Source organism: Aliirhizobium wenxiniae, assembly GCF_014201355.1.
GTDB lineage: Bacteria > Pseudomonadota > Alphaproteobacteria > Rhizobiales > Rhizobiaceae > Neorhizobium > Neorhizobium wenxiniae.
This window is the reverse complement of the sequence record NZ_JACHEG010000012.1, coordinates 17,956-33,476: the sequence shown is the minus strand read 5'-3', so window position 1 is coordinate 33,476 and position 15,521 is coordinate 17,956. Positions and strand designations below refer to the sequence as shown.

At 60.0% G+C, this 15,521-nt stretch carries 13 protein-coding genes; 2 read left to right on the top strand and 11 right to left on the bottom strand.

Annotated elements, in window-relative coordinates; translation table 11 throughout:
• Positions 1-82: 82 nt before the first annotated feature.
• The gene (locus HNQ72_RS27905) at positions 83-940 is read left to right on the top strand and encodes a VOC family protein (RefSeq protein WP_183997535.1); all 858 of its coding nucleotides are present in this window, start codon (positions 83-85) and stop codon (positions 938-940) included.
• A 112-nt stretch (positions 941-1,052) separates the two neighbouring features.
• On the opposite strand, the gene HNQ72_RS27900 is transcribed toward HNQ72_RS27905, so the two are convergent.
• The 4 genes from HNQ72_RS27900 to HNQ72_RS27885 form a co-directional block, all read right to left on the bottom strand.
• Positions 1,053-1,559 carry an L-2-amino-thiazoline-4-carboxylic acid hydrolase gene (locus HNQ72_RS27900; RefSeq protein WP_183997533.1) on the bottom strand — a complete coding sequence of 169 codons (507 nt, stop codon included), beginning with the start codon at positions 1,557-1,559 and terminating at the stop codon, positions 1,053-1,055.
• 19 nt (positions 1,560-1,578) lie between these two features.
• A complete protein-coding gene (locus HNQ72_RS27895) occupies positions 1,579-2,892 on the bottom strand; it encodes an NAD(P)/FAD-dependent oxidoreductase (protein ID WP_183997531.1) in 1,314 nt (437 codons plus the stop codon).
• Positions 2,893-3,073: 181 nt separating this feature from the next.
• Positions 3,074-3,619: an OsmC family protein gene (locus HNQ72_RS27890; RefSeq protein ID WP_183997529.1), complete on the bottom strand. Its 546-nt coding sequence runs from the start codon at positions 3,617-3,619 to the stop codon at positions 3,074-3,076.
• Between the two features lie 276 nt (positions 3,620-3,895).
• On the bottom strand, positions 3,896-4,999 hold the full coding sequence (locus HNQ72_RS27885; RefSeq protein ID WP_183997527.1) for an NADH:flavin oxidoreductase/NADH oxidase: 1,104 nt from the start codon (positions 4,997-4,999) through the stop codon (positions 3,896-3,898).
• Between the two features lie 198 nt (positions 5,000-5,197).
• On the opposite strand from HNQ72_RS27885, the gene HNQ72_RS27880 reads away from it, so the two are divergent.
• Complete coding sequence (locus HNQ72_RS27880) at positions 5,198-5,557, top strand: ArsR/SmtB family transcription factor (RefSeq protein ID WP_183997525.1); 360 nt, start codon at positions 5,198-5,200, stop codon at positions 5,555-5,557.
• A 61-nt stretch (positions 5,558-5,618) separates the two neighbouring features.
• Here the strand turns inward: HNQ72_RS27880 and HNQ72_RS27875 are convergent, their stop codons facing one another.
• The 7 genes from HNQ72_RS27875 to HNQ72_RS27845 all read right to left on the bottom strand — a co-directional run bounded on the left by HNQ72_RS27875 (position 5,619) and on the right by HNQ72_RS27845 (position 15,480).
• Positions 5,619-8,792 (bottom strand): efflux RND transporter permease subunit, encoded by a 3,174-nt coding sequence (locus HNQ72_RS27875; protein ID WP_183997523.1) that lies wholly within the window; start codon positions 8,790-8,792, stop codon positions 5,619-5,621.
• Complete coding sequence (locus tag HNQ72_RS27870) at positions 8,789-10,198, bottom strand: efflux RND transporter periplasmic adaptor subunit (protein WP_183997521.1); 1,410 nt, start codon at positions 10,196-10,198, stop codon at positions 8,789-8,791. Before HNQ72_RS27870 ends, HNQ72_RS27875 begins: the two co-directional genes overlap by 4 nt.
• Complete coding sequence (locus HNQ72_RS27865; RefSeq protein WP_183997519.1) at positions 10,195-10,596, bottom strand: FixH family protein; 402 nt, start codon at positions 10,594-10,596, stop codon at positions 10,195-10,197. The genes HNQ72_RS27870 and HNQ72_RS27865 overlap by 4 nt, the downstream gene beginning before the upstream one ends.
• 122 nt (positions 10,597-10,718) lie before the next feature.
• Positions 10,719-11,093, bottom strand: coding sequence for a hypothetical protein (locus HNQ72_RS27860; protein ID WP_183997517.1), 375 nt, complete (start codon positions 11,091-11,093; stop codon positions 10,719-10,721).
• Between the two features lie 174 nt (positions 11,094-11,267).
• Positions 11,268-14,057, bottom strand: coding sequence for a bifunctional aconitate hydratase 2/2-methylisocitrate dehydratase (locus HNQ72_RS27855; protein ID WP_183997515.1), 2,790 nt, complete (start codon positions 14,055-14,057; stop codon positions 11,268-11,270).
• Between the two features lie 293 nt (positions 14,058-14,350).
• Positions 14,351-15,127 carry a DUF1194 domain-containing protein gene (locus tag HNQ72_RS27850; RefSeq protein ID WP_183997513.1) on the bottom strand — a complete coding sequence of 259 codons (777 nt, stop codon included), beginning with the start codon at positions 15,125-15,127 and terminating at the stop codon, positions 14,351-14,353.
• A 110-nt stretch (positions 15,128-15,237) separates the two neighbouring features.
• Complete coding sequence (locus tag HNQ72_RS27845; RefSeq protein ID WP_244654614.1) at positions 15,238-15,480, bottom strand: hypothetical protein; 243 nt, start codon at positions 15,478-15,480, stop codon at positions 15,238-15,240.
• Positions 15,481-15,521 lie beyond the last annotated feature (41 nt).

Here is a 15,521-nt window from a genome sequence, read left to right as displayed (position 1 = left end):
CGGATAGGCTCACAAACATCGATCAATCGCTCGGCCGGCTTGCCGCCGGCGGGCACAATCCTTCGATCCGATGAGGAAAATCATGTCCCACCCCGTGCTTGGCGTGGATCACAGCTATCTGCTGGTCAATGATCTCGATGACAGCGCCGAACGTTACCGCCGCCTTGGTTTCACGCTTTCTCCTCGTGGGCTTCACAGTCCGCAAAAGGGATCGGCCAACTACACGATCATTTTCCAGGACGATTATCTCGAGCTTCTTGGACTGGTGGCCGAGACCGAACTCAACGAGCCGCAGCGCAAGACGCTCACGACGTATGGCCAGGGCCTGCAGGCGATTGCCAATCGCACCGCAAGTGCGGACGCAGCCAAGCCTGCGCTTGCAGAACTCGGCATCCGGACGGGAGATATAAGCGCGTTTTCACGCCCGCTTCCCCTGCCCGGCGGTGGCGAAGGCATTGCCAGCTTCAGGACATTGGGCTTCGATCCTAGCCAAGTCCCGCTCGGACACTTCTTCCTTTGCCAGCACGAAACGCGCGACATGGTGTGGAGGCCGGAACTGCAGGACCATGCCAATGGCGCGGTCGGCCTCGGCGGCATAACCGGCATCAGCGACAATCCTCGCAAGACGGCGGAAACCTATGCAGGCTTCTATGCCGCGGGTCGCGTTGAAGAGATTGACGGCGGATTTCGCGTCGAGACCGGCCAGAATTCGGCACCGCTGTTCTTCTTCGAACCGGCAGCGATTGCCGGGCTTTACCCCGGTCTCGATATTGCCGGGACACCTGCCAATGGCTTTGCCGTGCTGCGCATTCGGGTGAAGGATCTGCAGAAGACAGAAGATCTTCTTTCCGTGCAGGGCATCGCGTTCATCAGGACATCTGCCGGAGGCATTGCCGTTTCACCGGCGGATGCGAGCGGAGCAGTAGTCGAGTTCCTCTGAGATCGATGGAGTGCCGTGGCGACATCGTCGCGGCATTATCAAATGCTTAGGCCCGACAAAGAGAAGCACTCTCTGTCAGGCCCGACATTCGTGAGTAGTCGCAGGGCCGCGATCAGGCGGCAGGCCCCGGTTCCACGACAAGCTTGCAGCAGCCCTCTTCACCGGGCCGCCAGGTTTCACCCTTGAAGACAAACCCGGCCGCCTTGAACAGGCCGCCGTCTATCGCCCCGCCAGCCTTGCACAAGAGTTCGATATCGTCGTCGGATCGCCCCATTGCCTGCCAAGCCTCCTTCAGCGGACAGCGATGAAACTTGATTTCCAAGCGTTCGTCGTCGCTTCGACGAACTTCCGGCTGAAAGAGGATATCACCCGCCGGAATGGTGCCGAGAAACCGTTCCTTCAAGGCAACCAGCCCGTCCGGGCCGAGATCGGCAAACCGAGCGCCGGCGGAGATACCCATCCGGCGCGTTGCTTCGGACAGAAGCTCGACGGAGCTTTGCGTGCCGAAGGCATCCCGCAGCACGTCGAATATATTGGCATAGGCTGCGGCGCGCATATTGAAAGCCGCCTGCAGCCATTCGATCGGCACCAGATGGCCGGTTCTGCTGTTCTCACTCATACACGGATCGTCTTTCTATTCACGGATAAGCGGGCTCGAGCCTGTCCTTCAGCCGGTACCAACCGAGCATGGTTGGGCCAACAAATTTGGCGATGGGATGGAGGGGAATTGTGCGGACGGGGGTTATCGGAACAGCGAGATCCCGCTGCCCGACACCTTCGATTGCGTCGGCAAAGACCTTGCCGAGCGAGGTTGCCAAGGCGACACCGCGCCCGTTACAAGCGCTCCATGCCCAAAGCCCGGGCGCGGGGTTATAGAATTGCGGCATCCGGTCCACCGTCATGCCGATGCGGCCGTTCCAGACGAAATCGAATTTCGGCCTGCCCATTTGCGGAAATATCCCGGCCAATCGTTTGCCGATAGGCTGTTTCAAGCGTTCCGCACCGTTGAACGGGAACATCAGCGCACCACCTGTCACAAGCCGGCCACGGGCATCCCAGCGGAAGAAACGCAGGTCGCCATGGGTATCCGACAATGCCTGCCGCCCCGGCAAGACACTGGCGCGCACCGCGTCCGGTTGCGGCTCTGTCGCCATCTGCCACGATAGGATCGGCACGAGCGAGTGCGCGATCGTCGGCGCCAGCCGGCTTTCGAACCAGTCCGTGTAGCCATTCGATGCCAGGATGAGCTGGTCGGATATGACGCGCCCGGCAGGTGTCGAGATCACCCAACCCGATGGCGTTTTCTCGATCGACCGGACAGGCGTGTTTTCGTGGAGCACCGCTCCGGCAGCGGTGACGCGTTCTGCCAGCCCTCTGGCAAAGGCCAACGGATTGATGTGCCCGCCACTGCTGTTGAGCATGCCGCCATACCAATCCCGCGATCCGATGAGATCGGCAGTCTCTGCCGCGTCGAGCAGGCGGACCGGCGCACCGCGGCGCGACCAGGCTTCCACGCGACTTGCCGAAAGCCGCACACGTCCGGGCGAATGTGCCGGCTGAAACCAGCCGTTCTGTTGCGCCTCGCAATCGATGTCGTGTCTGCGCACGAGGTCGAAAAGATAGGAAGCGCTATCGCTGACAAGCTGGGCAAACCGCTCTCCTGCCTCCCCATGGGTTTTCGCGATGCTGTCCGGTTCGGCACCGGTCATGGTCGGGATGACCTGACCGTTATTGCGGCCGGACGCCCCCCAGCCGACCTGAACAGCTTCAAGCACGATAACCTTGTGCCCGCGCTCAGCGAGATGAAGAGCCGCCGAGAGCCCGGTAAAGCCGGCCCCGATGATCGCAACCCCTGCCCTCGCCTCACCCGAGAGACTGGAGCTGGGATTTCTTGGCCGTGTTGCCGCGTTCCAGAGTGAGGGAGGAAAATCGGGGGATGCAATATCACTCATGTGTGTGTTCCATAATATCTGCATCGGCACGAGAACCGGAACCGATTTCGGAAAGTCGGATGCGTTGTTTGAAAGAGATGGAGCGTCATTGGTGCGCACGGCACTCCCAGACGAGTGGCGCAATCGGCAGCGATGGCCTGGCGATCAGTCGCTCGGGAGTGCCCGTTGGCCGCGTTCGAGGTTAAGCCGCAACGGCAGATGCGGGAGATTTGTGGTCGATACGACCGGTAATATTGGTGCCGCGCCTGAGAAGATTGAGGATCGGGCACGCTTTTTCGACAGCCGCCGCGACACGAGCAATCTCTTCCGGGCTGGCATCCGAAACCAGCGAAACGGTGTAGTCGAAATCATGCGGATAGACCGGAATGTCCTCATGCCCTTCCGATCCGCCACGCGGGTCGATCTTGGCAGAGACTTCCGCATGCAATTCATCCAGAGCGACCTGCTGATCTGCCGCTTGGATCAGCCATGTATGCGTCAGGCAGCTCGAAAGCGCACCAACCAGAAGCTCCGGAGACGCTGGCCCGAGATTGTAACCGGCAAAATCCGGCGGACTGTCGGAGACGACCTGAAAATCCCGGATGCGGATTCGGCGCACACCGCTGCGGCCTTCCGCACTGGCACTTGCCTTCAGCGTCGCGACACCAAGTTCGCCGGATTTGATGCGCCTGCGCCGCTCCAGCAGTGCCGCCCGCTTTTGAGCCAGGTAATCCTTCAATGTCGACATCTGTTTCGTCTCCTGATCGATGAACCGGACGTTGTTCAAACGAACACCGCCGGGCACAGGAGCTTACCGCCGGCCAACTCCAGCAGTATACAAAAATTATATACTATTGCCGCCCCCAAGCGGAAACGAAGTTGCGACCTTCGGCATGGTTGAGGAAATTCCAACTCACGCCCGCATGCGATTGACGAATGCCAGAAGAACTCGGGATCGTTCTACCGGATTTACGAAGGTCCTCCGATCCAAGTAGGAGCGAAGGACCTTCGCGCTATTTTTCACTTACGCCTTGAACAGCGCCTTCAGCGTCGATGGCTGGCTGCGGTGATATTGAGGTGCCGCGGAAACCTCGCCACCCAGAGCGGCAGCGGCATGCCACGGCCAGCGCGGATCATAAAGGACAGTGCGGGCAAGCCCGATAAGATCGGCATCGCCTGTCGCAACGATCGCTTCCGCCTGAGACGGTTCGGTGATCAACCCGACGGCCACGACCGGCATTTTCACCGCAGCCTTGACGGCACGCGCGAAAGGCACCTGATAGCTCGGCGATAGCGGAATTTTCTGATCGATATGCAACCCGCCGGTAGACACGTTGATGGCGTCGCAACCATGCTTTTCCAGAGCCTTGGCAAATTCGATTGTCTCATCCAGGTTCCAGCCGCCGTCATGCCAGTCGGTTGCCGAGACGCGAACCGACACGACCTTCTCGGCCGGGAAGGCAGCCCGCACCGCATCGAACACTTCCAACGGGAAGCGCATGCGGTTTTCGAGGCTGCCGCCGTATTCGTCACTCCGTTGGTTGGCGAGCGGCGACAGGAAGGAATGCAGCAGATAACCATGCGCGGCATGGATCTGCACCGCATCGATGCCGATACGCGCCGCGCGGATTGCCGCCTCGACAAAGGCGTCGCGGATTTCGTTCATCCGCTCGCGGGAAAGCTCGGTCGGCACCGTGTCCGTCGACTTGAACGGAACCGCGGACGGGGCCTCGGTCTGCCAGCCATCCTTGTGATCGACAGGAAGCTGCGCACCGCCGAGCCACGGCAGGTTTGACGAAGCCTTGCGTCCGGCATGGGCAAGCTGAACGGCGATGGGAATGTTCGACCACTTGCGGATGCTCTCCAGCGTCCGTCGCATCGCCGCTTCCGTGGCGTCGTCATAAAGGCCGACATCGGCATAACTGATCCGGCCTTCCGGAACGACAGCCGTCGCCTCGATGGTCAAAAGACCGGCACCGGACAAAGCCAACTGCCCCAGATGGATCAGGTGCCAGTCGGTCATGCATCCGTCCACGGCGGAATAGGTGCACATCGGGGCGATGGTGATGCGGTTCTCAAGCTCGAGATTGCGGATCTTGAAGGGCGTGAAAAGTTGTGGCTGAGGCATTTGGCTCACTTTCGACATTGCAGGTTTGAAACCGCTCATCGACGATGACACGCCGGCGGCTGCAGCTAGATTCGACCGATATCCGCAGGTCCTTGAGAAGTGCTGGTATGGTGTGAGACATACCTATGCCTCTCAAAGGTATGCGTCAAGACATACCTATCGCTTGCATCGAGATGCCAATTTTCGTAAATTTATCCTATGCCAGACCTGCTTCCTCAGCCAGAGCGTGATGAAATCGATCTCAGTGTCGTCTTCTCGACGCTGTCAGACCCGCTTCGGCGCACGGCCATCGCCATCCTGGCGACCTTGCCGGACGGCATGGAGCGCAATTGCGTGTCATTCGGCTTTCCGGTCGCCAAGGCTTCGCTCACCCATCATTTCAAAATCCTTCGCGAGGCAGGACTGATCAGCCAGATCGATTATGGGAACCGCCGCGCCTCCTCGCTTCGCCGCGAAGACATCGACGCACGGTTTCCCGGCCTTCTTGCCATGCTGGTCAAGGAACTGGAGCAGGATGGCGGCGCCGACAAAGCCGCCACCTCGGCCGGAAAGCGCTGAATTCAGCAACTGTCAGGAGCCGGCCAAGTCCCGGCTCCCGAGCTTTTGAACCGCGTTCAGCTTATCCTGTTACCGCCTTCATCTCGAGATCGGCCTCAACCACATCGGTAGTGTGGGAATTTTCGCTGCCAAGCCCTCTCCCCTTCACCAGAGCATAGATTGCCGGAATGACGATCAGGGTCAGCAGTGTCGAAGACACCATGCCGCCGATCATCGGCACGGCGATGCGCTGCATGATCTCCGCCCCCGTGCCCGTGCTCCACAGGATGGGCAGGAGGCCGGCCATAATGGCCACCACCGTCATCATCTTCGGGCGAACCCGCTCGACCGCCCCGACCATGATCGCGTGATGCAGATCCTTCCGCGTCAATGGTCGGTTTTCTTCGGCGCATGAAGCACACCGCTCCTTCAGGGCGTGGTCGAGATAGATCAGCATGATCACGCCTGTTTCCGCCGCAACACCCGCAAGCGCGATGAACCCGACCGCAACCGCGACCGAAGCGTTGAACCCGAGCCACCACATCAGCCAGATGCCGCCGACCAGCGCGAAGGGCAAGGAAAGCATGACGATCAGCGTTTCGGTCAGCGCCCTGAAGTTCAGGTAGAGCAGCAGGAAAATCAGCGCGAGCGTCAGCGGAATGACGATCGAAAGGCGCGCCGCAGCCCGTTCGAGATATTCGAACTGTCCGCTCCATGCCACGGAATACCCCGTCGGAAGGTCTACCCGCGTTGCCACGGCGTCGCGTGCCTCGGCAACATATCCGCCGAGATCGCGGCCGGTAATATCGACATAGATATAGACCGCGAGCTGACCGTTTTCGGTGCGCACCGTCGTTGCTCCCCGCGTCAGGTTCACCTCGGCTACTTCGCCGAGAGGAACCGTGCCTCCGCCCGGCAGCGAAACGAGCACGTCTCTTGCGATCGACTGCGGATCGCTGCGCGACGCGCGCGGATAGCGGATCGCCACGCCATAGCGTTCGCGCCCTTCCACGGTCGATGTCACCACTTCCGAGCCGAGCGCCATCGATACGACCTCCTGCACGTCACCGATTGTCAGCCCGTAACGCCCGAGCACTGTGCGGTCCGGCACGATATCGAGATAATAACCGCCGATAACCCTTTCCGCGTAGGCACTCGATGTTCCGGGCAATTCCTTCAGCACGGCTTCGATCTGTCGGGCGACGTTTTCGATCTCCGTCAGATCATCGCCATAGACCTTTACCCCGACAGGTGTTCGAATGCCGGTCGACAACATGTCGATGCGCGCGCGGATCGGCATGGTCCAGGCATTGGCGACGCCGGGAAACTGCAGTGCCGCATCCATCTCCTGTTTCAGGCTGGCCATCGTCACGCCGGGACGCCATTCGGTTTTCGGCTTCAGCGTGATGATCGTCTCGAACATCTCGACCGGCGCCGGATCGGTTGCCGTCAGCGCCCGCCCCGCCTTGCCGAAGACGCTATCGACCTCCGGGAAGGACTTGATGATCCGGTCCTGCGTCTGCAGCAATTCGGCCGCCTTGGTGACGGACAGTCCGGGCAGCGTCGTCGGCATATACATCAACGTGCCTTCGTTGAGATCCGGCATGAATTCGCTGCCGATATGCTGGATCGGCCAGGCCGTGGCGCCGAGCACGAGAAGCGCCACCACTATCGTCAGAACCTTCGCCTTCAAAACCCCGGCGATGACCGGACGATAGATCCAGATCAGCAAGCGATTGACGGGATTTTTATGCTCCGGCACGATCCGCCCCCTGACGAACACCACCATCAGCGCCGGCACCAGCGTCACCGACAGGATCGCCGCCGCGGCCATCGCAAAGGTCTTGGTGAAAGCCAGCGGGCTGAACAACCTTCCCTCCTGCGATTCCAGCGTGAAGATCGGCAGGAAGGAGACAGTGATGATCAGCAGGCTGAAAAACAAAGCCGGCCCGACCTCGCTTGCAGCCTCAATGAGAATGTCGACACGCGGCTTGTCCGGCGGTGCGCGCTCCAGATGTTTATGGGCGTTCTCGATCATCACGATCGCCGCATCGATCATCGCGCCGATGGCAATCGCAATGCCGCCGAGGCTCATGATATTGGCGCCGATATTGAGGAAATGCATGGCGATGAACGCCATCAGCACGCCTACGGGCAACATGATGATGGCGACAAGCGCACTGCGCACATGCAGCAGAAAAACGATCGTGACGAGGGCAACGACGATCGCCTCTTCCACCAGCGTGCCCTTCAAGGTTTCTATCGCAGCCTCGATCAATTGCGACCGGTCGTAGACCGGCACGATTTCGGCATCGGCCGGCAGGCTGCCCTTGATACCTTCGAGACTTGCCTTGGCATTGTCGATGACTGAGAGCGCATTTTCTCCGAACCGCTGCAACACGATGCCGCTTGCCACTTCGCCTTCGCCATTGAGTTCGGTGATCCCGCGCCTTTCGTCGGGAACAAGTTCGACCCTTGCGACATCGCCGAGCCTGAGCGGCGTGCCGCCCATCGTCTTCAAAACGATATTCTCGATATCGGTTATGCCCTTCAGATAACCGCGCCCGCGCACCATGAACTCGAATTCGGAAAGCTCCACCGTGCGGCCCCCGACATCCGTATTGCTGGCGCGCACGGCGTTGGCGATGTCGGTGAGCGAAATATCCTGGGCCTTCAACCGGACGGGATCGACCACGATGGAATATTGCTTGACGAAACCGCCGACACTGGCGACCTCGGCAACACCTTCGGATTTAGATACCGCGAACCGCACGACCCAATCCTGCAGCGACCGCAGCTGGGCAAGCGACATCTGTTTCGCCACCACGGCGTACTGATAGACCCAGCCAACACCCGTCGCATCCGGGCCAAGCGTCGGCGTGATCCCGTCCGGAAGGCGGCTTTGCGCGACATTGAGATATTCGAGCACGCGGCTGCGCGCCCAATAAGGATCGGTGCCATCCTCGAAGATCACATAGACAAAGGAGGCGCCGAAGAAGGAGAAACCGCGTACCACCTTTGACTTCGGCACCGTCAGCATCGATGTCGTCAGCGGATAGGTGACCTGGTCCTCGACGACCTGCGGCGCCTGCCCCGGATAGTCCGTATAGACGATCACCTGGACGTCAGAGAGATCGGGAATGGCGTCGAGCGGCAGCGACCGCAAGGCGTAGATACCGCCCGCGACGGCCAATACGGCCGCGACGAAGATGAGGACCAGATTGCGGGCGGACCAGGATATGACACGGGCGATCATTGTCTTCCACCCTCCGCCGTCATCGCGCTCAGCGCCGAATTGAGGTTGCTCTCGGCATCGAGCAGGAAGTTTGCGGCAACCACGACCTGATCGCCGGCCTTGATGCCGGTGACGATTTCGGTCTGCCCATCGCCCCGCGCGCCAAGCATGACATCCCTCGGTTCGAACCGCCCTTCTCCCTTGTCGAGGAACACGAGCTTGCGATCACCCGTATCAATCACGGCGCTGTTCGGAACCGCGATGACGGGCTCTTCGGAGCGCGTATCGATCTCCACTTCCGCATACATGTTGACGAGCAGCACGCCATCGGGGTTGGGAAGTTCGATGCGGACCTTCGTCGTCCGCGTCTGGGCATCGACCTGCGGATAGATGAGATCGACGGTGCCGTCAAAACTGCGGCCGGGCAGGCTGCGAACGGTCAATCTGACGTCGGCGCCGACCCGGATAGAGGCAAGGTCATATTCCGGGAGATCGGCCAGTACCCACAGATGCGACATGTCCGCGATGCGAAAGAGCACATCGCCGGGCTTGGCCATCATGCCCGCAACGGCAAGCCGTTCGAGAACGATACCATCCCGCGGCGAGGCGTAATCGATGGACGACGGAACCTGCTGCCGCTCGGCGATCGTTCTGATCGCCTCATCCGGTACCCCAAGGTTTTTCAGGCGAAGCGCCGAACCTGCCCGGTCGCCTCCTGGTGCTGCATATTCGGTTCCGGCAGTGGCGATTTCCTTCGCATAGAAGCCGAAAAGCACCTGCCCTTTCCTGATCCGGTCGCCGGTCGTCACGGTCGAAACCGTGTCGATGAAGGCGTCGGTGCGCATCGAGATCACGCTGACGCGTGTCTCGTCCAGCGTCACGGTTGCGGGGGCACGGACCGCCCGGCCGATTCGGGCCATTGCGGCAGTCGAGGTTTTTACCCCCGTCCGCTGCAGTTTTCCCGGCGAGACCCTGATCGTCGCCCCGTCCTGCTGCTCTTCGGCAAAAACGGGCACGTAATCCATGCCCATGCTGTCTTTCTTCGGCACCGGCGACGTGTCGCCCAGCCCCATCGGATTACGGTAATAAAGAATGCGTCGTGGGGCGGTGGAGCCAAGCTCCGCCAGCATAGCCTTGGCAGGTGCGACGGCCGGAGCATGTCCGCCCGCCTCGCCTGATTTTTCCCTCACGGCAAGATAAGCCCTGCCGTCATCGGTGGATTTCGGCTGGGTCGAAAATTGCGGCAGCCCATCGGGATGCCGATAGTATAGAATACGTCCCTCTTCATAAGAGTGTTGATGCACAGCGCCGGCAGCAGCGCCATGCGCCGCCCCCGAATGCGGTTCTTCGGCAAGCGCCCAATAACCACCGGAGCCGATAACGACGGAAGCGGCGAGGATCATTCCGAAACGTGGCAGCCGGCTCATGGCGACACCTTGAGAATGAGATCGCGCTCGACAGGCTCGGGTTCGCCCTGGATCATCAGGCCGATGCGCAGGCGCCAGCCGCCCGTCATCGAGAGGTCCGCCTTGAAGTGATAGATGCCGGGCTCGCTCGATCCGACAGGCTCGATCGCCGTGCCCATGTCCGGCATTCCGTCCGGAGCCATGTCGAGCGCCGTGTTGAATATGATGGCGTCCGAAACAGGCGCTCCGCTGCGACGGTCCGTCAGGCGAAGCTCGACCATGGCCTCGCTACTCTGCCTGATGTCGCTGTTCAGGAGCGTCAGTTCATAATCCTGCGCAGCAGCGCCGGCGCTGACGGGGTGCATGGCCATGAGGCCGAGGAGGAGCACGGCCCTCCCGGAAAACAATGTTCTGTTCATGATTTTTGATCTCGCTGCGACGTAAGTCCCTGCGTCGTGAGGTGAAACTACGGGCCATCCGACACTACCGACGCGATTACGCATCCGGCCTTCGTCGGAGAGCAGTCCAATTTCAGCGGAGATCAGGCTTTGGGTGGTGGTCCGGCAGGAGCGATCGTCGCGGATATCATCTCTCGCGCAGGCGCCGCATCATAGCGGACCTGCATCGAGACAAAGGCCATGTCCGATATTGCGGAGGCCGGTATCGAGGCGACCGGCGGCGCGCAGAGAAGCGCAGAAGGGCAGGAATGATGACGCCTGGTGTCCGAGCCCCGATCATCCGAGGGGCAAGGCTGGTCGCAATTTACATGATCTCCGGCAACGGAGACCTGCATCTGATCCGAAGTCATGTGTGAGGAATGCACGGCATCAGGCCCGGCGAGCGGCATCACGCCCTGGCTGCCGGTTGCCGTTGCAAGCAATGCAATGATCAAAAAGAGAGTGCGAATAAGTCTCATGGCGCATTCCCCGCCTGCGACCAGACGAGGAACCTGTTTCCGGATATCGGGGCGATTATCCTGCGGATCCCGGATGTGGGGAATAGGCCAAAAGACCGCAGGCTCGCCGATCACAAAAACAAATGCCCCGGGAAAGCACAGCCTTCCCGGGGCATGTTGATCAGGCTCAAAGACTTAGTAGTGGACCGAGAGGCTGTCGATCGGCGTGGTCTTCGGCGGCGCGAACTTCGTCAGGTTGATGCCTTCGACCGCGACGCGATATTCCTCGATGCTCGGCGTACGGCCGAGGATCGCGGAGAGCACGACCAGTGGGGTGGAAGCGAGCAGCGATTCACCCTTCTTCTCGGCAGTGTCTTCAACAACGCGGCCCTGGAACAGGCGGGTCGAGGTGGCAAGAACGGTATCGCCCTTTTCCGCCTTTTCCTGGTTGCCCATGCAAAGGTTGCAGCCCGGACGCTCGAGATAGAGAATGTTCTCGTATTCGGTACGGTTGGACGTCTTCGGCTTCACGTCGTCGAACTCGAAGCCCGAATACTTCTGCAGGATTTCCCAGTCACCTTCGGCCTTCAGCTCGTCGATGATGTTGTAGGTCGGTGCAGCGACGACGAGCGGAGCCTTGAACTCGACCTTGCCTTCGGCCTTTTCGAGGTTCTTCAGCATCTGGGCAACGATCTTGATGTCGCCCTTGTGAACCATGCAGGAACCGACGAAGCCGAGGTCCACCTTCTTGGTGCCGCCATAATAGGAAACCGGGCGGATCGTGTCGTGGGTATAGCGGCGCGAAACGTCGGCATTGTTGACGTCCGGGTCGGCGATCATCGGTTCGTCGATCAGGTCGAGATCGACGACGACTTCGGCGAAATATTTCGCGTTGTCGTCCGGCTTCAGCGCCGGCTTTTCGCCCGAACGGATCTCGGCGATGCGGGCATCAGCCTTGTCGATCAGGCCCTGCAGCGTCTGGGCGGCATTGTCCATGCCCTTGTCGATCATGATCTGGATGCGCGACTTGGCAATTTCCAGGCTCTCGATCAGCGTCGCGTCTTCGGAGATACAGATCGACGCCTTGGCCTTCATTTCGGCCGTCCAGTCGGTGAAGGTGAAGGCCTGGTCGGCGAGCAGCGTGCCGATATGCACTTCGATGATACGGCCCTGGAAGACGTTGTCGCCATGCTGCTTGAGCATCTGCGCCTGCGTGGCATGCACCACGTCGCGGAAGTCCATGTAAGGCTGCATCGTGCCCTTGAAGGTCACCTTGACCGACTGCGGGATCGGCATGGTGGCTTCGCCGGTGGCAAGCGCCAGAGCAACAGTACCACTGTCGGCACCGAAGGCGACGCCCTTCGACATGCGGGTGTGGCTGTCGCCGCCGATGATGATCGCCCAGTCGTCCACGGTGATGTCGTTCAGCACCTTGTGGATGACGTCGGTCATCGAATGGTAGACGCCCTTCGGGTCACGCGCGGTGATGACGCCGAAATTGTTCATGAAGGACATCAGCTTCGGAATATTGACCTGAGCCTTCTTGTCCCAGACGGAGGCCGTGTGGCAACCCGACTGATAGGCGCCATCAACCAGCGGCGAAATGACGGTTGCCGCCATCGCTTCCAGTTCCTGCGCGGTCATCAGACCGGTCGTGTCCTGCGAGCCGACGATGTTGACCGTCACGCGGACGTCCGAACCGGCATGCAGAACCTTGCCCGGCGTCACGCCGACGGCGTTGCGGTTGAAGATCTTCTCGACAGCCGTCAGGCCCTGGCCTTCGACCGAAAGTTCCTTGTTCGGAGCGAAAACCGGCGTCGCCTCGACGCCGAGCGTCTGGGCGGCAAAGGTCTGCAGCTTCTTGCCGAAGACGATGGCATAGGACGAACCCGCCTTCATGAACTCCGTCTTCTGCGGCGTGAAGGAGGAAGCGATATCGACCAGCTCTTCGCCGTTTTCGTCGCGCAGCTTCCGATTCTTCGCATCGATCTTCAGGACCGTGCCGGTCTCGACCGAATATTTCTGCTCGAGGATCGGGTTGCCGTCATTGTTGAGGATCGGCTTGCCGTTCTCGTCGAGCTTCTTGACCCAGTTCTTCAGGTTGATGCCGATACCGCCGGTCACGTCGACGGTGGTCGCGAAGATCGGCGAAATGCCGTTGGTGCCGGCGACGACCGGAGCGAAGTTGACGAAAGGCACATACGGGCTGGACTGCTTGCCGGTCCACAGCGCTACGTTGTTGACGCCGGACATGCGCGAGGAGCCGACGCCCATCGTGCCCTTTTCGGCGATCATCATCACCCGCTTGTCGGGATGCTGCTTCTGAAGCGCGACGATTTCCGCCTGCGCTTCCGGCGTGATCATACACTGACCATGCAGCTGGCGGTCGGAACGCGAATGCGCCTGGTTGCCCGGCGACAGAAGGTCGGTCGAGATATCGCCTTCGGCTGCGATGAAGGTGACGACCTTGATCTCGTCCTCTACATCCGGAAGCTTGGTGAAGAATTCGGCCTTGGCGTAGCTTTCCAGCACGTCCTTGGCGATCGCGTTGCCGGCCTTGTAGGCATCGCGCAGGCGGAACATGTCGGCGTCATAAAGGAAGACCTGCGTCTTCAGGACGTCACCGGCTTGGCTGGCGATTGCCGCGTCATCGCCAAGTGCGATGTCGAGCAGCACTTCGACCGAAGGACCGCCCTTCATATGCGACAGGAGCTCGAGCGCAAATGTCGGCGAAATTTCGGGAACGACCGTTTCGCCGAGAATGATCTTCTTCAGGAAGGCGGCCTTGACGCCGGCGGCACTCGTCGTGCCCGGCAGCGTGTTGTAGATGAAAAATTTCAGGGCATCCGCCCGATGCTCGTTACCGGCATCTTCGATCAATGTGATGATTTCAGCGGTCAGCGCGCCATCATCGATCGGCTTGGGGGCAAGCCCTTGGGGTTCTCTGCTTTTGATTTCAGCCAGGTATTCCGAGTACAGGTTCATCACAGTCCCAACGTCATTAGCTTTTTGGCGCTGAAACGCAGCGCCACCGGAAAATTATGCGGCCCAAGGCCTTCGGGTTTGGAGTACGTCAACCGAGCCCGTGTGACAAGATACCGCAATTCGGTAAATGCAGTCCTTCGGCTCCAGCACTTATCGGCTGACGATGACCGAGCGCGTTCTTAGCGGATCGACGCGCCGGAAGCCATCGATTTAAGTACGGCCGGCATTCCCGATGCGCCCGGTAAAAACGCTGTCTGGCAAGGCTTTTCGGCGGAAAATCTTGAGCTTTTCACTCAACGATCAAACATGTCCTGCCATTGCTTTTCGCCAACCATGCAATCGCTTTTGACCGGCTTGTCGGCAATCCTGCGAATGAGCGGCTGGGGTTCGATACCGCTGACTTCCATCACCAGCTTGCGACGAACCGCAACACCGAAATCATCGATATCGTGAACCGGCAGAACGAAAGACCCCGGCCCACCCGCAACGCAGTCGCTGTAATATTGGTCGAGCCCCCCTGGCGTTCCCGACGGCCTGAGCATGATGGCGAGACCATTGATGACGATACCCGCCTCGACAGCCTTGTCGCGCGCCGGCGTGACCGGATTGCCGGAATTGTTCGGTCCGTCGCCCGAGACATCGATCACCTGGCGAAGACCGTGATAGGAATTGGAGACGAGCATTGTCGCGCCCTGAACGATGGCAGCCGAAATCGATGTCCTGCGCTGCATCTCGACCGGTCGTGCCTCGACCTTGTTGGCAAAGGCGATCGCATCCTGTTCGTTCTCGATGATCTGCCAGTCGATCACCGAACCCTGGACGACATCGCCTGCCCACTCGAAATAACTGATGGCGATGCGCCCGGTCAGCCCGTTCCTGACCGCATCGATAAACTCTTTATGCTTGAGGGCCGACACGTAACCTTCGCGCTGGATGCGAGCTTCTTCCGTGTCCATGGATCGGGACGTATCGACCGCGAGTACGAGTTCGACATCCACTTCCTGCCCGCCTTGCACGATTGCAGTATTGGTCGCGGTCAGGGTCATTAACATTGCAAGTGTTGTGAGCATGGCAATCCATTCACTGCAGTGTCGATTGCCGGACTGTAACACAGGATATTGCCGGCGCGATCCCCTCCCCTGACGCAAGGGCAGCGCGTGGCTCAAATTTCAGTGATGTCTTATTCTGCAGCCGCGGGGTGCGGACCATCCTTCATCGCTTCGATCAGGCATTCCATGATCGCCGCTCGCAGGGCGTAAGTATTAGCACTTGTTTGTTTCCGGTCCAGGCTTTGAGCGGCCTCTACAAGCCGCATGCCTTGATGCACCACGATCTGGTGCGCGCGATTCATGGCCCAGTGTTCAATTGAACTGCCATGATCCAGTGCATGACTTTGCGCGTTCAATGTAGCCTCGCTATTCATCAGCGTTACTGCGAATCATCTCGCAAAACCGACGCTAATAC